The following is an 18918-nucleotide window of genomic DNA, read 5'->3' as shown; positions in this document are numbered from 1 at the left end:
CGGTGCGCCGCCGCTCCGCCGAGCCCCGGGCCGCGGAACGGGCCGCCGAGCCGCGCTCCGCCGAGCCGCGCTCCGGGGAACGGTCCGCCGAGCCGCGCTCCGGGGAACGGTCCGCCGAGCCGCGGGCGACCCGGACCGCCCCGCCGGGCGCGGACCCCCGCGGTCCCGGCGGTCGGCCGGAGGCGGGTCCGACCCGGGCGGAACCGGAGCCGGAGGTCACCCCGCGCCGGCGGCGGCAAGCCGCCGCCCCGCACCGCGGCCGGGCCACCGTGGAGGAGCCGGGCTCGGTCTCCGCCGCCCCGGCGGGGATGGCCACCGGCAGCCCGGCCACCGTCGGCTCCTACTCCGGCGGGCAGGTGACCACCACCGAGAGCGCGCCCTCCCGGCCGCTGGCCACCGGCGGCTCGTCCGGTCCCCGGGTGGTGATCGACCACGTGCAGGTCAGCACGTTCGGGCTGGACGCCACCGTGGAGGTACGCCTGGTCGCCGGCGGGCAGAACGCCACCGGCTACTCCACCGGCCCGGCCGTGGACGGCTTCGTACTGCGGCTGTGCGCGGTGGCCGCCGCGGCGGCGGTGGACGAACTGCTCCGCGGCGCGGTCTCGGCGCCCGAGCGGGGGCGGTGCTTCGTCGAGCACGCGGCGGTGGTGCCGTTCGGCAACTGCGAGGTGGCCACGGTGGTGGTGCTGCTGGTCTGCGACGGCTGGGTCGAGCAGCTCGCCGGGTCGGCCCTGGTCGCCGGTGACCCCCGGCAGGCGGTGGTCCGGGCCACCCTGGCGGCGGTCAACCGACGACTCGAGGCGCTGCTGGCCTGAGCGTTCCGGGGCAGACTGGAGCGATGAAGCGCGCCACCCTCTGGCCGGATCATCTCCTCCCGGAGCATTCGGTCCCGCCGCCCTGGCCGGGCCGGGAGGTACGCCTCGACGGGGCGGTCACCTACGTCCGGGACACCCCGGCGACCGCGCCCGGCGCCGAGCCGGCGCTCTACGTGCACGGCCTCGGCGGCTCGTCGCAGAACTGGACCGACCTGGCCGGGTTGCTCGCCGACCGGCTCGACGGGCAGGCGATCGACCTGCCCGGGTTCGGCCGCAGCGAGCCGGGCCGGCGGTACACCGTGCCGGCCTTCGCCGAGCGGGTGATCCGCTGGATCGAGCACTCGGACCGGGGGCCGGTGCACCTGTTCGGCAACTCGCTCGGTGGGGCGGTGTCGGTGCACGTCGCGGGCACCCGACCGGACCTGGTCCGCACGCTGACCCTGGTCTCGCCGGCCCTGCCGTTCCTCGACTTCCGCCGTTCCCTGCAGGGTCGGATGCTGCCGCTGCTGGCGGTCCCCCGAGGCGAGCGGCTGGCCGCCTGGCGGCTGGCCCAGTTGGCGCCCGAGGTGATGGCCCAGCAGGTGATGGAGGCGTGCGTGGCCGACCTCAGCCGGATCTGCGAGCAGCGCAAGCGGGAGGCGCTGGAGGAGATCCGGGTCCGCTACCAGGCGGAGCACTACGCGGCCGCGTACGTGCGCACGTTCCGCGGCTTGGTCTACAGCTTCCTGCGGGCGTACCTGCCGGGCTCGGGATCGCTGTGGCGGCTCGCCCGTTCGGTCCGCGCGCCCACCCTGGTGGTCGGCGGCCGGCAGGACCGGATGGTCGACGTGCGGGTGGCGCCGCAGACGGCCCGGGTGATTCCCGACAGCCGGCTGCTGCTGCTGGACGGGGTCGGGCACGTGGCGCAACTGGAGGTGCCGCGCCTGGTGGCCCGCGCCGTGGTCGGACTGCTCGCCGAAACGGAGGACACCGCCCGGCGGCCCGACATGGCAGGCTGACCAGGATGTGCCCCTCCCGCCGGTCCGCCGCCGGTCACCAGCAGCGCGCCGTGCGGGCCGACGGTCGCCGTGACCGCCGCCGCTCCCCGGGGCGGGTGGCCGGCCGGCTCCGGCGGGTGCTGGAAGCGTTGGTCTTCGTCGTCGCGGTGGTGGCGGCGGTGGCGGTGGTGACCGACCGACCCGGCGCCGACGCGGACGCCGAGGTGGGCACCGTGCCGGAGGTGGTCGCCGCGCCCACGCCGGCGGTGTCGCTGGCACCCAGCGTGCCGGTGACGCCGAGCCCCACCGCCGGCACGCCCCCGCCGCCCGTGCTGCGGCTGCCGGGGCCGGTGCCCTCGGCCGGGCGGGGCAGCTTCGGCTACGACGACCGGGTCGGCCCGGTGCTCGGCGAGGCGGGTGTGCTGCGACGCTACCGGGTCGCCGTGGAGGTCGGCTCCGGCGAGGACGCGGGGGAGTTCGGGGCGGCCGTCGAGACGGCGCTCGCCGGGCCGGGAAGCTGGGTGGACAGCGGCCGGTTGCGGTTGCAGCAGGTCCGCCCGCGCTCGCCGTACGACTTCACGGTCTACCTGGTCACCGCGGCGACGGCCCGCCGGATGTGCGCGGCGGGCGGGGTGGACATCCGGATCGGCGGGCGGCCGTACACGTCCTGCCGCGCGCCGGGCAAGGTGATCATCAACCTGGACCGCTGGCGGCTGTCGGTGCCGCACTTCGTGCGGGCCGGTGTGCCGCTGTCGGTCTACCGCACCTACGTGGTGAACCACGAGGTCGGCCACCAGCTCGGGCACCGGCACGAGCGCTGCCCGGGTCGGGGGCGACCGGCGCCGGTGATGATGCAGCAGACGCTCTTCCTGAACGGCTGCGTGGCGAACCCCTGGCCGTACCGGGACGGCCGCCGCTACGCGGGCCCGCGCCTGTAAAGCCATTCCGGCACCGGCGACAAAAATGGGCTAACCGGAAAGACAATCCGAAAGGACGCGACGGAGCGGATACTATTTGCCCCATTCGTGTTTAACGCGCGGAAATACCCGGTTAACGTGCGACGCTGACCGCATGACGTCGTCGTCCCCTTGCGACCCGCCTGATCCCGGCTCCGCCCGGCCGCGCCCGCGGCCCGGTCTGGTGCGGATGCGCCGACGACGACGCCGTACCGTCCTGCTCGGCCTGGTGCTGCTCATCGCGGTGGTCGGCGCGGTGGCGCTGGCCCGGGCCGGCGACCCCGCACGCCGGCCGCCGTCCGTCGGTCCCGGCCCGATGGCGTACGGGGCGGACCAGCGCACCGAGCCGACCGGCTACCCGCGGGCCGGCGCGGGCAGCTTCGCCGCCGCCGCCGGAGAGTCGCCGATCGTCGGGGCGGACGGGCCGCTGCACCGCTACCGGGTGGCGGTGGAGCGGGGCACCGGGCAGGACGTCCCCGCCTTCGCCGCCGCCGTCGACGAGGTGCTGGCCGACCCGCGCGGCTGGACCGCGGGTGGCGAACGGCGGGTACAGCGGGTGGCCGACGCGGAGGTCGCCGACTTCACCATCTACCTGGCCACCCCGCGCACCTCGGAACTCATGTGCGCCGAGGGCGGGCTGAGCACCGAGGGGTACACCTCGTGCCGGCTGCCGGGGAAGGTGATCATCAACCTGGCCCGCTGGCTGGAGGCGGTGCCGGACTACGGGGCGCCGCTGGAGGTGTACCGCGCCTACGTGGTCAACCACGAGGTCGGGCACGAGTTCGGCGAGGGCCACGAGGCCTGCCCGGGGCCGGGCCGCCCGGCGCCGGTGATGCAACAGCAGACGTACGGCCTCCAGGGCTGCGTCGCGTACGCCTGGCCCTGGTTGGCGGGGCGGCGCTACGCCGGCGAGATCGTTCCCTGACGATTCCCGGCCCCGCCGCTTTATTCCCGCTCCCGAATGGCGGGCGACGTGTCCCTCCTCATGGCCGACCGGCCCGCCGGCGAGCGACAATGGCGCGGTTCGCCACCGCCGATCCCGGGGAGTCCACCGTGTCGTTGCCCCCGCTCGTCGAGCCCGCCGCCGAGCTGACCGTTGACGAGATCCGCCGCTACTCGCGCCACCTGATCATCCCCGACGTCGGGGTCGAGGGGCAGAAGCGGCTGAAGAACGCCCGGGTGCTCTGTGTCGGCGCCGGTGGCCTCGGCTCGCCCGCCCTGCTCTACCTCGCCGCGGCCGGCGTCGGCACGCTCGGCATCATCGACTTCGACACCGTCGACGAGTCCAACCTCCAGCGGCAGGTCATCCACGGCGTCTCCGACGTCGGCCGGTCCAAGGCCGAGTCCGCCGCGGCGAGCATCCGCGAGATCAACCCGCTGGTCACCGTCGAGATCCACAACACCGCGCTGGACCGGGACAACGTCCGCGAGATCTTCGCCCAGTACGACCTGATCGTCGACGGCACCGACAACTTCGCCACCCGCTACATGGTCAACGACGCGGCGGTGCTGCTCGGCAAGCCGTACGTCTGGGGGTCGATCTACCGCTTCGACGGCCAGGCGTCGGTCTTCTGGGCCGAGCACGGCCCCTGCTACCGCTGCCTCTACCCGGAGCCCCCACCGCCCGGGATGGTGCCGTCCTGCGCCGAGGGCGGCGTGCTCGGCGTGCTCTGCGCGTCGATCGGCTCGATCCAGGTCAACGAGGCGATCAAGCTGCTCGCCGGGATCGGCGAGCCGCTGGTCGGCCGCCTGATGGTCTACGACGCGCTGGAGATGTCGTACCGCAAGATCAAGGTGCGCAAGGACCCGAACTGCGTGCTCTGCGGCGAGAACCCCACGGTCACCGACCTGCTGGAGGACTACGAGGACTTCTGCGGCGCGGTGTCGGTGGAGGCCCAGGAGGCGACGCTCGACGCGACCATCACCGCGCTGGAGCTCAAGGAGTGGCAGGACGCCGGCAAGGACATCTTCCTGGTCGACGTGCGGGAGCCGGCCGAGTACGAGATCGTCCGGATCCCCGGCGCCACGCTGATCCCCAAGGGCGAGATCATCTCCGGCGAGGCGCTGGCCAGGCTGCCGCAGGACCGGCAGATCGTGCTGCACTGCAAGTCCGGGGTCCGTTCCGCCGAGGCGCTCGCTGCGCTGAAGGCGGCCGGCTTCCGGGACGCGGTCCACGTCCAGGGCGGGGTGCTCTCCTGGATCAAGCAGATCGATCCCTCGCTGCCCGCGTACTGACCGGACGGCCGGGGTCGGCGGCGGCGACGCGCCGCGCCGACCTCGGCCGATTCCCCGAGGCGGAATCGCCTTTGCGCAGGTAGCGTGTCCGCCGTGGTGGATCTCGACGCCGCTGTCGGCTTCGTCGTGGCGCACGGCGACGCGGTGGACCGTGCCCGGCTCTCCCGGCTGCGCACCGGCGCGGCGGCGCCGGCCGAGCTGCTCGACGCGGCCGAGGTCGGGCAGACGCCCGACGGCGGCTGGCCCGCCACCCTCGACAGCCCGGTCGGCTCCGTAGACGCCACCTGCTACCGCTTGGCGGAGCTGGACGACCTCGGCGCACTCGGCCGCCCGGCGGCGCGGCGCGCGCTGGACTGGCTCGCCGCCCGGCAACTGCCCGACGGCGGCTGGGACGAGGACCCGTCGCTGGCCGAGGTCGCGCCCGAGTGGGCCCGGCCAGGCGACCCGGAGGCCCGCTTCTACCTCACCGCCAACGCCGGATTCTGGCTGACCGTGGCCGGCCTGGACGCCCGGGCGGCCGGTCCGCTCGACCACCGGGTCGGCGGTGCGTACGCCGGGGTGGTGCAGGCGGCGGCGCACGCCGTGGCCGGCCAGCTCGGGCGGGATGGCAGCTGGCCGTCCTTCCTGCCGGCCGGTTGGCTGAGCGCGGCCGTACTGCACCGGCAGGGGATGTACGACGAGTCCGCGCGGATCCAGGCGGTGCTGGCCGAGCGGGTCCCGCGGCTCTCCCCGGCCGACGCGGCGTGGCTGGCCGCGACGTTGCGCCGGGTCGAGGTGGGCGAGGAGCAGTGGCTGCTGGTGTCGGCCCGACGCCGGCTGGCCGAGACGCAGCGCAGCGACGGCGGCTGGGACAGCGACGACGGTCACCAGTTCGACGTGCACACCACGCTGCGGGCGATCCGGGCCTGCCGGCCGGCGGTCACGTCAGCTGGCTGATCACCAGCGGCCACCAGGCGTCCGGGCCGAACGCGGCCGGGTCGATGCTCTCCAGGGTGGTGCGCAGCGCCTCGGCCCGCTCGGCCCGGCCGGCCTTGCCCTCGTCCGCCTCGACGAAGAGCGCGAACTGGTAGAGGAACTCGACGAAGGTGCGGAAGTCGCTGTTGACCGCCTGCACGTCCTGGGCGGCCAGGTCGAACTGGAGGATCTCGCCGGTCTTCGGGTCGAGCACGTAGAGCAGGTCGTTGTTGTCGGCGACCGCGCCGACCACGATGAGTCGGACGTCGAGCGAGCCGTCCTCGGTGGTCAGCTGGATCGTGTCGTACAGCTCGATGTCGCCTTCGAGGAAGGCGGTGAAGACCACCGCCACGTCGAGCGGGATCTCGTCGCCCTCGGGGAGCATGTCGGGGGTGAAACCCCCCTCCAGCCACGCCTCGCGCGGGTAGGGGATGAGTTCGTCCTCGTTCCACAACGCGGTGAACCGCGGATCAGCTGCCATGACGGTCCTTAAGCGGGGTCGACGGTGGGTCAGGAGGACAGGCCGGCGGCGATCAGCAGCCGCCGCCAGTTGTCGGCGTACTCGCCGGCGTGCCGGCCCTTGCGCAGCCGCTGCTCGGGGGCGGCGGGACCGAAGACGACGGAGGTCAGCTCCGGGTAGCGGGGGCCGAGCACGTGCTCGTCGAAGAAGGTGGCGACATCGGGGGCGATGACGGTGAACTCGACGTCCTCGTCGGGGTGCTCGTACTGGTAGACGTAGGCGCTGGACTCCATGTAGTACACGTCCAGGTCTTCCCGGTCGAGGTAGATCGGGTCACCGCCGCGGATCTCGGCGCGCAGGCCGGGAGGGACGCTGTCCATCTCGTAGCCGACGATCAGCGGGCTGCCCATCGGGTCGCTCGGGTCGACCTCGTGCTCCGCCCAGGCCTGCGGGGTGAGGATCTCCTTCGGCGCGTGGAACCGGAAGTTGTCGCCCTCCAGGTGCTGGAACAGGCTGTAGACCTCGGCCACACCGGGCAGTTCGGCGATCGGCTCCAGCGGTGCCGGTCCCTCGATACGTACGCCGAAGCCGTGCTCGGCCTCGACCCGGGCGAGCAGCTCCAGCTTCGCGGCGATCCGGGCGAGGACGGCGGGATCCGGCCGGGTCATGGCAGGACCTTCACGATGACCGGGGTGCCCTCGGGGACGTCGCGCAACGCCACGGAGATGTCGCTGCCGATCTGGCGGTTGGTCCAGGCGTCCATCAGCCTGAGATTAGCGTATTCGTCCTTTCCGTCGAGTTGCAGCTCGTGGACGTGGTCCGGGTCGAGCCCCTGGCCCCGGGCGGTGATCGGCCCCCGGCCCTCGTAGAGGCGGTCGACGAGGTCCTTGTTGGCCAGGTACTGGTTGGTCTCCGGGGTGCCGTGCTGCTGGGTCAGCCGCTTGTTCCTGGTCAGCCGGCGGGTCACCCGGTCCCGGAAGACGTTGGTGCGGGTCCGGGTGCCCGGCTTGGTCCCTCGACCGCCCCGGTGGTAGACGCTGTTGGCCGTCCGGTCCGACTTCGCCTTGCTCAACCGGCCCTCCTGGCCGAGCCGGACCAGGTCCTTGGCCTTGCGATCGAAGTCCCGCTTGTCGAAGTCCGGCCGGTTGCGCAGCACCAGCACCGCCGGGCCGTTCGGCTTGGTCCCGGCCGACTTGGCGGTGCGGAACACGTCGGCGTTCTCCAGGTACGCCGAGACGATCTTGGCGCCCTTGGCCTGCGTCTGCCGCGGCGGCGCGGTCCGCTTCCTAGCCATTGAGCACCGTGTCCACCGCCATGCCGATCAGCTGGTCGATGATCATGCCGGTGATCATCTTGAAGATCGGGATCTCCAGCAGGGACGCGCCGAAGGTGACCGCCGCCGTGGCGATGGCCTGCGCGATCTGGATGGCCAGCAGCGCCAGCTGGACGATCACCTGGATCTTCAGGGCCAGCACCACGCCCGCCGCGACCATCAGCCCGATGCCGATGACGTTCGCCGGGTTGGCCACGTCGGCGATGTTGCGCGCGGCCGACTCGGCGTCGTTCCACTCGCTGGCGAAGGCGGTGAAGCTCTCGCCCCGGTTGTTGTCGAGCACCGTCCGCGCCGCCGACTCCAGCTGGGCGACCGAGCCGGAGATCTGCCCGGCCATCCCGGTCCACTCGCCGGCCAGCTGGAACAGCGCCGTCTCGTCGGACTGCGGCCACTCGTAGCCGAGCATGGACAGCAGGGAGGCGAGTTCGCCCGGCAGGGTCAGACCCACCGTGACTCCTTTCGTGCGTCGCTCGCCCGCCCGGCGGGCCGCGTGTTCATCCGCCCAGCGCGCCGAGCATCGAGCGGAAGGACGCGGTGACGTCCTCCTCCACGGCCCGGTAGCCGTCGGCCATCTGGTGCAGCCCGTCGGCGTAGCTGGTCAGCTCCTCGATGTTGGTGCTGAGGCACTCGGTCAACGCGTCCACACAGGCCTGGTGGGCGATGCCCAGCAGCGAGCCGATGTCGTCGCCGCCGAACGCGGCGGCGTATCCGGCGACCGCGGCCTGGAAGCCCTCGAAGGTCTGCCGGACCGACTCCCGGGCCTGCTCCAGTTCCGCCGCGCCCCGGCGCAGCGCGTCGATGTCGACGTCCAGGTTCTCCACCGTCAGCTCCGCTGCTGCAGCTTGCGCATGGTCTCGCTGATCGCCTGGCTCATCTCGCGCATCTGCCGCAGGCTCTGGTCCTGCAGGCGCTCGACGGTGGCGGTGATCGCGGCGAGGTCGGGCATCGGCTCGGCGGTCGCCGGGCCGTCGTCCTGCCCGTCGAGCGCGGCGTTCACCGCCAGGCGCAGCTCGTCGGCGAGGTAGTCCGAGCCCTCGCGGAGCACCCGCGGGTCGATCTCGATGGCGCTGACCCGCCCGTCGGTGCCCAGGGTCACCCGGATCCGACCGTCCGCCGCCTCGGCTACCGACTCGGTGCGCTCCGGCGGGGTGACGCCGCGGCCGACCTCGCGCAGCGCGGCCCGGGCCTGTGCCAGTTGCTCTTCCAGGGCGCTCTCGCCCAGCATGTCGCCTCCCCAGACAAGCCGTGCCGAACCGGCACCAGACTATCGGCCGGCCGCAATCCCGGCGACGCCCCATGGCGGTCCACCCGGGACGCTCCCGGCGGGTGCGCCCCGGGGCCGTCAGCCGCGCAGGTGCCCGTTCCCGGTCACCACGTACTTGGTGGAGGTCAGCTCGGGCAGGCCCATCGGGCCCCGGGCGTGCAGCTTCTGGGTGGAGATGCCGATCTCGGCGCCGAAGCCGAACTCGCCCCCGTCGGTGAACCGGGTGGAGGCGTTCACCATCACCGCCGCCGCGTCCACCCGGGCCACGAACTCCCGGGCCGCCGTGGTCGAGTCGGTGACGATCGCCTCGGTGTGGCCGGTGCCGTAGCGCCGGATGTGCGCCACCGCGGTGTCCAGCGAGTCGACCACGGCCACCGAGATGTCCGCCGAGAGGTACTCGGTGGCGAAGTCCTCGTCGGTGGCCGGCAGCACCGCGGCGGAGTGCGCGGCCACCCGCTCGTCGCCGTGCACGGTCACGCCCGCCTCGGCGAACGCGGCCAGCATCGGCGGCAGGAAGGCGTCGGCGACGGCCGCGTGCACCAGCAACGACTCGGCGGTGTTGCAGGTGGACAGCCGCTGGGTCTTCGCGTTCAGGGCGATCGCCACGGCCTTGGCCAGGTCGGCGGCGGCATCTACGTAGACGTGGCAGTTGCCGACCCCGGTCTCGATCACCGGCACCGTGGACTCCTCGACCACTGTGCGGATCAGCGACGCGCCGCCGCGCGGGATCAGCACGTCGACCAGGCCGCGGGCGCGCATCAGCTCCTTGACCGAGTCGCGCGAGCCGGCGTCGAGCAGTTGCACCGCGTCGGCCGGCAGGCCGGCGGCGGCGACCGCGTCACGCAGCACCGCGACCAGCGCCGCGTTGGAGTGCGCCGCCGACGAGGAGCCGCGCAGCAGCGCCGCGTTGCCGGATTTCAGGCAGATGCCGGCAGCGTCCACTGTCACGTTCGGCCGGGCCTCGTAGATGATCCCGACCACCCCGAACGGCACCCGGATCTGGCGCAGCTCCAGGCCGTTGGGCAGGGTCGAGCCGCGCACCACCTCGCCGACCGGGTCGGGCAGCGCGGCCATCTGCCGCAGCGCGTCGGCGATGCCGGCCACCCGGCCCGGGTCCAGGGCCAACCGGTCCAGCACGGCCGCGGTCAGCCCGGCCGATCGCCCGGCCGCCAGGTCCGCCTCGTTCGCGGCAAGGATCTCCGGCGTACGCGCCACCAGCGCGTCGGCCATCGCGTGCAGCGCCGTGTCCTTCGCCGTACGGGTGGCGACGGCGAGCTGCTCCGCCGCCGTACGGGCCCGCCGGGCCTGCTCGGTCACGCTCATGTCGCCGTTTCTCCTCACAGCAGCACCAGGTCGTCGCGGTGGACGACCTCCCGTTCGTACGCCGGGCCGAGCGCCGCGGCGAGTTCCCCGGTCGACCGGCCGAGCAGGCCGGGCAGTTCGACCGCGTCGTAGTTGACCAGCCCCCGGGCCACCGGCGCGCCCTCGGCGTCCACCAGGTCCACCGGGTCGCCGGCGGTGAACGCCCCGTCGACAGCGGTGATCCCGGCGGGCAGCAGCGACTTGCGCCGGTCGACCACCGCCGCCACCGCGCCCGGGTCCAGGTGCAGCCGGCCACGCGGCGAGGTGGCGTGGGCGAGCCAGAAGAGCCGGGCGGCCGGCCGGCGCCGGCTGGGGTGGAACAGCGTGCCGACCGGCTCGCCGGCCAGCGCCTCGGCGGCCAGGTGGGCCGCGGTGAGCACCACCGGGATGCCAAAGCCGGTGGCGATCCGGGCCGCCTCGACCTTGGTCACCATGCCGCCGGTGCCGACTCCGGCCCGGCCGGCGCCGCCGATGTCCACGCCGGCCAGGTCCCGCTCGTCGTGCACCTCGCCGATCCGGGCGGCGCCCGGCCGGGTCGGGTCGCCGGTCCAGAGCGCGTCCACGTCCGACAGCAGCACCAGCAGGTCGGCCTGCACCAACGCGGCGACCAGGGCGGCCAGCCGGTCGTTGTCGCCGAACCGGATCTCCTCGGTGGCCACCGTGTCGTTCTCGTTGACGATCGGCACCGCCCGCAGGTCGAGCAGCTTGCGCAGAGTCCGGTACGCGTTGCGGTAGTGCGCCCGCCGGGTGACGTCGTCGACGGTGAGCAGCACCTGCCCGACGGTGAGCCGGTGCCGGGCGAAGCTGGCCGCGTACCGCCCGATCAGCAGGCCCTGCCCGACGCTGGCGGCGGCCTGCTGGGTGGCCAGGTCGCGCGGGCGCCGGGCCAGCCCGAGCGGGGCCAGGCCGGCGGCGATCGCGCCGGAGGAGACCAGCACCACCTCGCGGCCGTCGGCGGCCCGGGCGCCGAGGGCGTCGACCAGCGCGTCGACCCGCCCGTCGTCCAGCCCGCCGGCGGCGGTGGTCAACGAGGAGGATCCGATCTTGACGACCACCCGCCGGGCGGCCGTGACTACGTCGCGCACCCGCCCATTCTGCGTGGTCGAGCCGGCCGGGCCCCGCGCCGTTCCCATATCCTGGCCGGTCGTGAGCCCTGATGAATACGTCGAGGCGGTGCTCGACCTGGTCGAGCGGATCCCGCCGGGCCGGGTGATGTCGTACGGGGCGGTCGCCGACGCGCTGGCCGAGCGCTCCGGCCGGGCGTCGGCTCGGCTGGTCGGCTCGATCATGGCGCGGCACGGTGGCGGGGTGCCCTGGCACCGGGTGGTGAACTCGGCCGGCCGGCTGCCGCCCGGTCACGAGCGGGAGGCGCGGGCCCGGCTGCGGGCGGAGGGCACGCCGTTGCGTGGCGTCGGGGTGGACATGGCGGCGGCCGCCTGGTCGCCGGAAGAGGGGATGTGACCCGGGCCATAACGTGAGTAACATTCGGCGCCATGGACGCGCCGCCGGCTGGAACCGGTCCGGTCCCGGCCGGGCTACCGCGTCGGGTGCACGCCGGCTACGCGCTGGGCTCCCTGGCCACCGGGGCGTTCGGCACCGTGCCGGGGCTGTTGCTGCTGCCGTACCTCACCGACACCCTGGGCGTCGCCGCCGGGGTGGCGGCCCTGCTGGTGCTCGGGCCGAAGGCGTGGGACGTGCTGGTCAACCCGGTGGCCGGGCGGATCTCCGACCGCACCCGGTCGCGCTGGGGCGCCCGCCGCCCGTACCTGCTGGTCGCCGGGGTGGCGATGGCGCTGCTCTTCGCGGCCATCTTCGCCGGACCGGTGGACGCCGGCCCGGCCGCCGGGGCGTACGTGGCGATCGCCTTCCTGGCCACCGCCACCGCGTTCGCCTTCTTCCAGGTGCCGTACGTGGCGATGCCGGCCGAGCTGACCGGCGACTACGCGGAACGTACCCGGCTGATGAGCTGGCGGATCGCGTTGCTGGCGGTCGCCATCCTGGTCTCCGGGGCGGTCGCCCCGCTGATCGTGTCGGCCGCCGGCGGCGGCGTCGCCGGGCACCGCTGGATGGGGCTCTTCGTCGCGGCGCTGATCGTGCTCGGTGCGGTGGGCGCGTTCCTCGGCACCCGGGGCGCGCCGACCGGCACGGTGGCCGAGAGCGAGCCGACGCTGCGCGCGCAGCTCGCGGTGGCCGCCCGCAACCGGCCGTTCCGGGCGCTGCTGCTCTGTTTCGTGGTGCAGTCCGCCGGGGTGGCCACCATCCTGGCCGGGGTCAACTACTTCGCCGGGCAGATCCTGCGCGACCCCGACGGCGGGCCGACCCTCCTCTTCGTCTGCTTCGTCGGGCCGGCGCTGCTGGTGATGCCGCTCTGGACCCGGGTCGGGGCTCGGGTGGGCAAGCTGGCCGCCCTGGTCGCCGCGTCGCTGATCCTGGCGGTGGGCGCGCTCGCGCTGGTGGCCGCCCCGGTGCTGCCGGCGGTGGCGGTCTACCTGGTGGTCGCGCTGATCGGCTGCGGGTACGCCGGGCAGCAGGTCTTCGCGCTGGCCATGCTCCCGGACTGCATCGCCTGGGACGAGGCGCGTACCGGCCGGCGGCAGGCCGGCGTGTTCACCGGGCTCTGGACGGCCGGGGAGACCTTCGGGCTGGCCCTCGGCCCGGGCATCTACGGGCTGGTGCTCCAGGTCTCCGGCTACGTCTCCTCCGACACCGGGACGGCGGCCGCCCAGTCCGACACCGCCCGCCTCGGCGTGCTGCTCGGCTTCACCGTCCTGCCCGCCCTGCTGGTGGCCGTGGCCCTGCTCACCCTCCGTCCCTACGACCTGACCCCCGCCCGGCTGGCCGAGGCCCGGCCCGGCCGCCCCGGCGATCAGGCGGTCGTGGTGGGGCGCGAAAGCCACTGAACCGCACGGAAAGGCAGCACGACTTCGATGATCGACCAGGAGCGGGACGAGCGGGCGCCGCTGGGGCCGGGGGTGCCGGCGGAGACGGTGCTGGCCGAGGTACGCGGGCTGCGCGAGCTGGACCGGCCGACGCACGGCGGGCGGCTGTTCGCGTACGTCTATGACCCGGCGGTGCCCGGGCTGGACGAGCTGGCGGTCGCCGCGTACGCGGAGAGCGCGCACGTCAACGGGCTCGACCCGACCGCCTTCCCGTCCCTGCTGGCGATGGAGAACGCGCTGGTCGGCGCGGCCGCCCGGCTGCTCGGCGGCGGCCCCGGCAGCGCCGCCCCGGACGTCGTCGGCAGCGTCACCAGCGGCGGCACCGAGTCGCTGATCCTGGCCGTGAAGGCGGCCCGGGACGCCCACCCGGAGATCGCCGCGCCGCGGATCGTGGTGCCGGCCAGCGCGCACGCCGCGTTCGCCAAGGCGGCGCACTACCTGCGGGTGGCGCTCGATCCGGTGCCGGTGTCGGCGGAGACGCTCCGCCCGGCGGTCGCCGACATCGCCGCCGCGATCGGTCCGGAGACGGTGCTGGTGGTCTGCTCCGCCCCCTCGTACGCGCACGGCGTGGTCGACCCGGTGGCGGAGATCGCGGCGGTCGCCGCCGCGGCCGGGGTGCGCTGCCACGTGGACGCCTGCTTCGGCGGCTGGACGCTGCCCTGGCTGCGCCGGCTCGGCGCGCCGGTGCCGCCGTTCGACTTCGCCGTGCCCGGGGTCACCTCGATCTCGGTCGACCTGCACAAGTACGCGTACGCCCCGAAGGGGGTGTCGGTGCTGCTGCACCGGGACGCGGCGCTGCGCGCCCCGCAGTACTTCGCGTTCGCCGACTGGCCCGGCTACACGATGATCAACCCGGTGATCGCCTCGACCCGCTCGGGTGGGCCGATCGCCGCCGCGTACGCCACCGTGCGGCACCTGGGCGACGACGGCTACCTGCGGCTGGCGGCGCTGACCCGGGACGCGGTGGCCGGCCTGGCGGACGCGGTCCGCGGCGTCGACGGGCTGCGGCTGATGGCCGAGCCGGAGTCGACGGTGGTCTGCTTCACCAGCACCGACCCGGAGCTGGACCTGTTCGTGCTGGTCGACGAGCTGGCCGAGCGCGGCTGGCACACCCAGCCCCAGCTCTCGTACGCCGACCTGCCGGCCAGCGTGCACCTGACGGTGACCGCGTCGGTGGCGCCCCGGGTGGCCGAGTTCGGCCCGGACCTGCTCGCCGCGGTGGCCGCCGCCCGGGCCGCCGGGCCGGTGCGGCTCCCGGACGAGCTGCGCGCCCTGGCCACCACGCTGACCCCGGAGGCGCTCACCCCCGACCTGGTCGCCGGCCTGGCCGCCGGGCTCGGACTGGGCGCGGGGACCGACGGAGAGAACCGGGCGCCGGCCGCCGCCGGGCCGCTGCCGGAGCGGATGGCCCTGGTCAACGCGCTGCTCGACGCCGCGCCGCCGGCGCTGCGGGAGCGGCTGCTGGTGGAGTTCGTCGGCCTGCTGCAACGCCCGACCTGGTGACGGGCCGGTGCGGCGGGGAACACCCGCCGCACCGGGCCCCGGGCTCACCGGTAGTCGATCCTCACCAGGTTGTCGCTCTCGTTGACCTCCGCCACGAAGTCGAACCGGCTGTCCATCGGCCGGGCGTCCACGTCGGCCGTGCCCTGGCCGACGGTGGCTCCGGCCGCCGCCCGGAAGCCCAGCGTCAGCCGGACCTCCGCGCCCGCGTCGAGCCGGTTCAGGTCGCAGGTCACCGGCTCCCGGGTGGTCTCCGGTTCGTTGCGGCAGGCCGCCCATCCGTCGCCGTCCGGGCGCAGCGCCGCCGGCAGGCCGAGCCGGAGCGCCACGTAGGTGGCCGGACCGGTGCCCGCGTTGCGGATCCGCACGGTCACCGTGCCCACCTGCGCGCCGTCCGGCAGGGTGTCGAGCACCAGGTCGGTGGCGGTGACTACCAGGTTCATCGCGTGCGGGTTCGGCCCGAACGAGGTCGGCCCCTCGACCTGGGTGAACCGCCCGTCGGCCCAGCGGTAGCCGCGCCACTGACGCTGCGACCACTCGCCGGGCCAGCCGCCGCCCGGGGCGATGTCGGCCACCTGCACCCGGACCACGCCGTCGGACCGGACCGTCACGTCGGTGAGCCACTGCGGCATCTCCAGCGCGGTGGCCACCACTCGGCCCAGGGTGACCACCTTGCCGGCGGCGTCGCGGTCGAACACCACGACCTGTTCCGGCCCGCCGGTGCCGAGCAGGCAGTGCACCAGCGCGACCGTCTCGGTGGCGCCGTCGCCGTCGACGTCGCCGTACGCCAGCCGTTGCAGCACGTTGGTCTCGTCGCGGGTCGCCGTGCCGACCAGCCGGGTGTCGGTGACCGGGCAGCTCGGTCCGGGTCGCCAGGCCGGCAGCGACACCGGCGTAGCGAGCAGTTGCGCGCGGCTGATCCGGCCGTCCGGCACCGCCGCTGCCGGGCTGGCGCTGGTCGGCGCCGCCGACGGGCTCACCGAGCCGCTCACCGACGGGGAGGCGGACGGGGTGCCGGTCGGGTCGACCGGTCCGGGTCGGGGTGCCGGGTCGGTCAGCGCCGCGTACCCGAAGATCGGGCCGGTGCCCAGCGCCAGGATCCCCGCGACGGCGGCGCCGAGCGTCCGGCGCCGGCGCTGCCGCACGGTCCGGCGGACCGCCGCCGGCCCCGGCGGCTCGACCTCGGCCAGCACCTCGGTGCGGTACCGGGCGAAACGCTCGGCGAGGGCGACTGCGTCGTGCTCAGACATCCGTTGCCTCCTCGGTGTCCCGCAGGGACGCGGCGAGCGCGGCCCGTCCCCGGTGCAGCCAGGACTTGACGGTTCCCTCCGCGACGCGTTCCTGCGCGGCGATCTCGGCGACGCTCAGGTCGGCGAGGTAGTGCAGCACCACTGCCCGGCGCTGTCGGGGCGGCAGCAGGGCCAGCGCGGCGTCCAGCGCCACCCGGTCCGGGGTCGGCCCGGCCACGTGCACCTCGCGCTGCCGGTGCAGGAACGCCTGCGCGGTACGCAGCCGCCGCCAGCGGCTGTGCGCGAGGTTCCAGGCGACCCGGCGGATCCAGGCCAGCGGGTCGTCGTAGCCGGCCAGCCGGTCCCACCGGGCGAAGGCCCGGCAGAACGCCTCCTGCACCAGGTCCTGGGCCTGGCCCGGATCCCCGGTGTACGCCCGCAGTTGCACCACCAGGCCGCGGAAGTGCGCGTGGTAGAAGTCGTCGAAGAGCAGCGGTGCTCCGTCGGGCGTCGCCCCGGACAGCGGGTCGGGTGGTGCCCCACCGACCCGCGCGTCTTCTGTCACAGTCACTCGTCCTCCCCCGTGGCAGCCCGGAGCGGTGAGCCCCGACACCGGTCACACCGGTCGATGGGCGCGAAGGTTGCAGTGGATCCACCGGCCGTACTGTCGGCTCGCCGTCTGTCTCGTCGGGGCGATCCGGCGTACCGCGGCCCATGGTCCCGGCAACCGGCGCCGCCGGCTGGGACGACCCGTCCCGGCGCGCCGGCACTTCGCCAGACGCGGGTCGCGGCGGTCGGGTTGCCGCCGAGGTGCTGTGGTTGACTGTCGGGTGGAGGACAGGAAGGGGGCGGCCGTGCAGCTGCCGGGGGTGCTCGGCGAGCCGATCCGGTTCGTGCTGAACTGGGGCCGCCGCTACTCGCTCTGGGTCTTCAACTTCGGCCTGGCCTGCTGCGCCATCGAGTTCATCGCCAGCAGCATGGGCCGGCACGACTTCATGCGGCTCGGCGTCATCCCGTTCGCCCACGGCCCGCGGCAGGCCGACCTGATGGTGGTCTCCGGCACGGTGACCGACAAGATGGCCCCGGCGATCAAGCGGCTCTACGACCAGATGCCCGAGCCGAAGTACGTCATCTCGTTCGGCGCCTGCTCCAACTGCGGCGGCCCGTACTGGGACTCCTACTCGGTGACCAAGGGCGTCGACCAGCTCATCCCGGTGGACGTCTACGTGCCCGGCTGCCCGCCCCGGCCGGAGGCGCTGCTGCACGGCATCCTGCGGCTTCAGGAGAAGATCGCCGCCGAGCAGTCCGGCCTCGGCGGGGTGCCCCGGCCGGACGTGCTCGCCTCGCCGGCGGACGCCCCGCCCCGCGACGGGGCGGCGCCGCGCCCGGTCGAGTCGCTCACCGCGCCCCCGGTCCGCCGACCGGCGTCCTGAGCTGTCGCCGGAGTCCTGAGCCGCTCCGCCCACCGGCGTCCTGAGCTGCCGGACCAGCCCGCCGTCGCGGTCCGCTCGGCCGAGCGTCGCGCTGGCGGCCGGCGGCTAGCCTGCGCACCATGAGCGACTCCGCCCAACGGCGTTCCGCCCACATCGTCGACGTGCTCACCGAGGAGTTCGGCGCCTCGATGGCGCTCGACCCGGCCGCGTTCCGGCGCAAGTTCCGCAAGATGGCGGCCTCGCCGTTCGCCTTCTACCGGGGCAGCGCCTCGCTCTTCTACGCCGACCAGCTCGGCGACTTCGCCGACGACCGGTTCCTGGACGGGCGGACCAGCCGGGTGTGGATCCACGGCGACCTGCACGCGGAGAACTTCGGCACCTACATGAACGCCTCCGGCCAGCTGGTGTTCAACGTCAACGACTTCGACGAGGCGTACGTCGGGCCGTTCACCTGGGACCTGCGGCGGCTCGCGGCCAGCGTGGCCCTGCTCGGCTACGGCAAGGCGCTCTCCGACCGGTCCATCGGCGACCTGGTCGCCGGCTTCGCCCGGTCGTACCTGACCGAGCTGCGGGCCATCGCGGCCGGCGGGGACGACGCGATCGGCTCGATCACCCTGGACACCGCCGACGGGGTGCTGCGCCGGGTGCTCCAGCAGGCCCGGCTGAACACCCGGGTCGACCTGCTCGCCACCCAGACCACCATCGACAACTACGAGCGCCGGTTCTCCCTCGGCGACGGGGTCTTCACGGTGGACCGGCAGACCCGGGACCGGGTCACCGCCGCCTTCGAGCAGTACCTGGGCACCCTGCCGCCGTCCTCGGCGCGGCTGCGTCCGGTCGCGACCCGGATCAAGGACGTGGTGCTGCGCAAGGGGGTGGGCATCGGCTCGGCCGGGCTGCCGTCGTACAACCTGCTGCTGGAGGGGCACACCCAGGCGCTGGAGAACGACGTCGTCATCTACATGAAGCAGGCGCAGGTGCCGGCGGTCGCCCGGCACATCCGGGACGAGTCGGTCGCCGGCTACTTCCAGCACCAGGGGCACCGCACCGCCGAGTCGCAGCGCGCCCTCCAGGCGCACGCGGACCCCTGGCTGGGCTTCACCGAGCTGGACGGGGTCGGGCAGCTGGTCGCCGAGGTCTCCCCGTACGCGGCCGACCTGGACTGGTCCGACGTCAACGAGCCGGAGGAACTGGCCGGGGTGCTGACCGACCTGGGTCGGGCGGTGGCTCGGATGCACTCGGTGGCCGACGACGAGTCCAGCCACGACCTGGTCGACTACTCCACGGAGGAGGCGATCGTCGCGGCGGTGGGCGCCGACGAGGACGGCTTCGTCACCCACCTGGTGGACTTCGCGCACACGTACGGCGTCCGGACCCGGCAGGACCACCAGCTCTTCGTTGACCTTTTCCGCAACGGGCGGCTGCCCGGCATCTGACCGAGCGCCGCACCGGTCCGAACCC

General features: G+C 74.3%; 20 protein-coding genes and 1 pseudogene. 11 read left to right on the top strand and 10 right to left on the bottom strand.

From position 1 onward, the window contains the following. The 6 genes and pseudogenes from DLJ47_RS25910 to DLJ47_RS25885 all read left to right on the top strand — a co-directional run. Nucleotides 1–815: pseudogene (locus DLJ47_RS25910) on the top strand (hypothetical protein); the annotation flags it as partial. Between the two features lie 23 nt (nt 816–838). Then, a complete protein-coding gene (locus tag DLJ47_RS25905; RefSeq protein ID WP_109903662.1) occupies nt 839–1813 on the top strand; it encodes an alpha/beta fold hydrolase in 975 nt (324 codons plus the stop codon). 5 nt (nt 1814–1818) lie between these two features. Further along, nucleotides 1819–2730 carry a DUF3152 domain-containing protein gene (locus DLJ47_RS25900; protein ID WP_109903660.1) on the top strand — a complete coding sequence of 304 codons (912 nt, stop codon included), beginning with the start codon at nt 1819–1821 and terminating at the stop codon, nt 2728–2730. 208 nt (nt 2731–2938) lie between these two features. After that, a complete protein-coding gene (locus tag DLJ47_RS25895; RefSeq protein ID WP_342447649.1) occupies nt 2939–3673 on the top strand; it encodes a DUF3152 domain-containing protein in 735 nt (244 codons plus the stop codon). 89 nt (nt 3674–3762) lie between these two features. Then, nucleotides 3763–4983, top strand: a complete 1221-nt coding sequence (moeZ, locus tag DLJ47_RS25890; RefSeq protein ID WP_199236005.1) for an adenylyltransferase/sulfurtransferase MoeZ — start codon at nt 3763–3765, stop codon at nt 4981–4983. 84 nt (nt 4984–5067) lie between these two features. Beyond that, entirely contained in the window at nt 5068–5919 is an 852-nt protein-coding gene (locus tag DLJ47_RS25885; RefSeq protein WP_342447648.1) for a prenyltransferase/squalene oxidase repeat-containing protein, read from the top strand. Here DLJ47_RS25885 and DLJ47_RS25880 read toward each other — a convergent pair. The 8 genes from DLJ47_RS25880 to proB all read right to left on the bottom strand — a co-directional run bounded on the left by DLJ47_RS25880 (nt 5903) and on the right by proB (nt 11441). Continuing rightward, a complete protein-coding gene (locus DLJ47_RS25880; protein ID WP_109903656.1) occupies nt 5903–6418 on the bottom strand; it encodes an SUKH-4 family immunity protein in 516 nt (171 codons plus the stop codon). The two genes, DLJ47_RS25885 and DLJ47_RS25880, sit on opposite strands and share 17 nt — an antisense overlap. Nucleotides 6419–6447: 29 nt before the next feature. Then, complete coding sequence (locus DLJ47_RS25875) at nt 6448–7065, bottom strand: hypothetical protein (protein WP_109903654.1); 618 nt, start codon at nt 7063–7065, stop codon at nt 6448–6450. Further along, the gene (locus tag DLJ47_RS25870; protein WP_109903652.1) at nt 7062–7691 is read right to left on the bottom strand and encodes a hypothetical protein; all 630 of its coding nucleotides are present in this window, start codon (nt 7689–7691) and stop codon (nt 7062–7064) included. Before DLJ47_RS25870 ends, DLJ47_RS25875 begins: the two co-directional genes overlap by 4 nt. Then, the gene (locus DLJ47_RS25865; protein ID WP_109903650.1) at nt 7684–8178 is read right to left on the bottom strand and encodes a WXG100-like domain-containing protein; all 495 of its coding nucleotides are present in this window, start codon (nt 8176–8178) and stop codon (nt 7684–7686) included. Before DLJ47_RS25865 ends, DLJ47_RS25870 begins: the two co-directional genes overlap by 8 nt. Nucleotides 8179–8224: 46 nt before the next feature. Then, nucleotides 8225–8551, bottom strand: a complete 327-nt coding sequence (locus DLJ47_RS25860) for a hypothetical protein (RefSeq protein ID WP_109903648.1) — start codon at nt 8549–8551, stop codon at nt 8225–8227. Between the two features lie 2 nt (nt 8552–8553). Beyond that, a complete protein-coding gene (locus DLJ47_RS25855; RefSeq protein ID WP_109903646.1) occupies nt 8554–8955 on the bottom strand; it encodes a YbaB/EbfC family nucleoid-associated protein in 402 nt (133 codons plus the stop codon). Nucleotides 8956–9072: 117 nt separating this feature from the next. After that, nucleotides 9073–10335 (bottom strand): glutamate-5-semialdehyde dehydrogenase, encoded by a 1263-nt coding sequence (locus DLJ47_RS25850; RefSeq protein ID WP_446723600.1) that lies wholly within the window; start codon nt 10333–10335, stop codon nt 9073–9075. Then, nucleotides 10332–11441: a glutamate 5-kinase gene (gene proB / locus DLJ47_RS25845; protein ID WP_199236004.1), complete on the bottom strand. Its 1110-nt coding sequence runs from the start codon at nt 11439–11441 to the stop codon at nt 10332–10334. Before proB ends, DLJ47_RS25850 begins: the two co-directional genes overlap by 4 nt. A 61-nt stretch (nt 11442–11502) precedes the next feature. On the opposite strand from proB, the gene DLJ47_RS25840 reads away from it, so the two are divergent. From DLJ47_RS25840 to DLJ47_RS25830, 3 genes are read left to right on the top strand one after another with little or no spacing between them, the layout of a single operon-like run. After that, the gene (locus DLJ47_RS25840; RefSeq protein WP_109903664.1) at nt 11503–11817 is read left to right on the top strand and encodes an MGMT family protein; all 315 of its coding nucleotides are present in this window, start codon (nt 11503–11505) and stop codon (nt 11815–11817) included. A 32-nt stretch (nt 11818–11849) separates the two neighbouring features. Further along, entirely contained in the window at nt 11850–13256 is a 1407-nt protein-coding gene (locus DLJ47_RS25835) for an MFS transporter (protein ID WP_109903640.1), read from the top strand. A gap of 27 nt (nt 13257–13283) precedes the next feature. Then, complete coding sequence (locus DLJ47_RS25830; RefSeq protein ID WP_109903638.1) at nt 13284–14798, top strand: pyridoxal phosphate-dependent decarboxylase family protein; 1515 nt, start codon at nt 13284–13286, stop codon at nt 14796–14798. Nucleotides 14799–14842: 44 nt separating this feature from the next. Here the strand turns inward: DLJ47_RS25830 and DLJ47_RS25825 are convergent, their stop codons facing one another. Next, a complete protein-coding gene (locus DLJ47_RS25825; protein ID WP_109903636.1) occupies nt 14843–16045 on the bottom strand; it encodes a hypothetical protein in 1203 nt (400 codons plus the stop codon). Then, a complete protein-coding gene (locus DLJ47_RS25820) occupies nt 16038–16595 on the bottom strand; it encodes an RNA polymerase sigma factor (RefSeq protein ID WP_199236003.1) in 558 nt (185 codons plus the stop codon). Before DLJ47_RS25820 ends, DLJ47_RS25825 begins: the two co-directional genes overlap by 8 nt. A 283-nt stretch (nt 16596–16878) precedes the next feature. Here DLJ47_RS25820 and DLJ47_RS25815 point away from each other — a divergent pair, with 283 nt between their 5' ends. Both DLJ47_RS25815 and DLJ47_RS25810 read left to right on the top strand, forming a co-directional pair. Then, a complete protein-coding gene (locus DLJ47_RS25815) occupies nt 16879–17457 on the top strand; it encodes an NADH-quinone oxidoreductase subunit B (RefSeq protein WP_109903632.1) in 579 nt (192 codons plus the stop codon). 119 nt (nt 17458–17576) lie between these two features. Then, complete coding sequence (locus tag DLJ47_RS25810) at nt 17577–18893, top strand: DUF2252 domain-containing protein (protein WP_109903630.1); 1317 nt, start codon at nt 17577–17579, stop codon at nt 18891–18893. Nucleotides 18894–18918 lie beyond the last annotated feature (25 nt).

Origin of the sequence: Micromonospora sp. S4605 (assembly GCF_003176715.1) — a bacterium.
GTDB classification, from domain to species: Bacteria; Actinomycetota; Actinomycetes; order Mycobacteriales; family Micromonosporaceae; genus Micromonospora; species Micromonospora echinaurantiaca.
This window is presented reverse-complemented; position numbering and strand designations above follow the sequence as displayed.

Bases quoted from the DNA above. Each gene is read 5' to 3' on its own strand.
- DLJ47_RS25905 (WP_109903662.1), top strand. From the start codon at position 839: ATGAAGCGCGCCACCCTCTGGCCGGATCATCTCCTCCCGGAGCATTCG.
- DLJ47_RS25900 (WP_109903660.1), top strand. From the start codon at position 1,819: ATGTGCCCCTCCCGCCGGTCCGCCGCCGGTCACCAGCAGCGCGCCGTG.
- DLJ47_RS25895 (WP_342447649.1), top strand. From the start codon at position 2,939: ATGCGCCGACGACGACGCCGTACCGTCCTGCTCGGCCTGGTGCTGCTC.
- moeZ (WP_199236005.1), top strand. From the start codon at position 3,763: ATGGCGCGGTTCGCCACCGCCGATCCCGGGGAGTCCACCGTGTCGTTG.
- DLJ47_RS25880 (WP_109903656.1), bottom strand. From the start codon at position 6,418: ATGGCAGCTGATCCGCGGTTCACCGCGTTGTGGAACGAGGACGAACTC.
- DLJ47_RS25875 (WP_109903654.1), bottom strand. From the start codon at position 7,065: ATGACCCGGCCGGATCCCGCCGTCCTCGCCCGGATCGCCGCGAAGCTG.
- DLJ47_RS25870 (WP_109903652.1), bottom strand. From the start codon at position 7,691: ATGGCTAGGAAGCGGACCGCGCCGCCGCGGCAGACGCAGGCCAAGGGC.
- DLJ47_RS25855 (WP_109903646.1), bottom strand. From the start codon at position 8,955: ATGCTGGGCGAGAGCGCCCTGGAAGAGCAACTGGCACAGGCCCGGGCC.
- DLJ47_RS25835 (WP_109903640.1), top strand. From the start codon at position 11,850: ATGGACGCGCCGCCGGCTGGAACCGGTCCGGTCCCGGCCGGGCTACCG.
- DLJ47_RS25830 (WP_109903638.1), top strand. From the start codon at position 13,284: ATGATCGACCAGGAGCGGGACGAGCGGGCGCCGCTGGGGCCGGGGGTG.
- DLJ47_RS25825 (WP_109903636.1), bottom strand. From the start codon at position 16,045: ATGTCTGAGCACGACGCAGTCGCCCTCGCCGAGCGTTTCGCCCGGTAC.
- DLJ47_RS25810 (WP_109903630.1), top strand. From the start codon at position 17,577: ATGAGCGACTCCGCCCAACGGCGTTCCGCCCACATCGTCGACGTGCTC.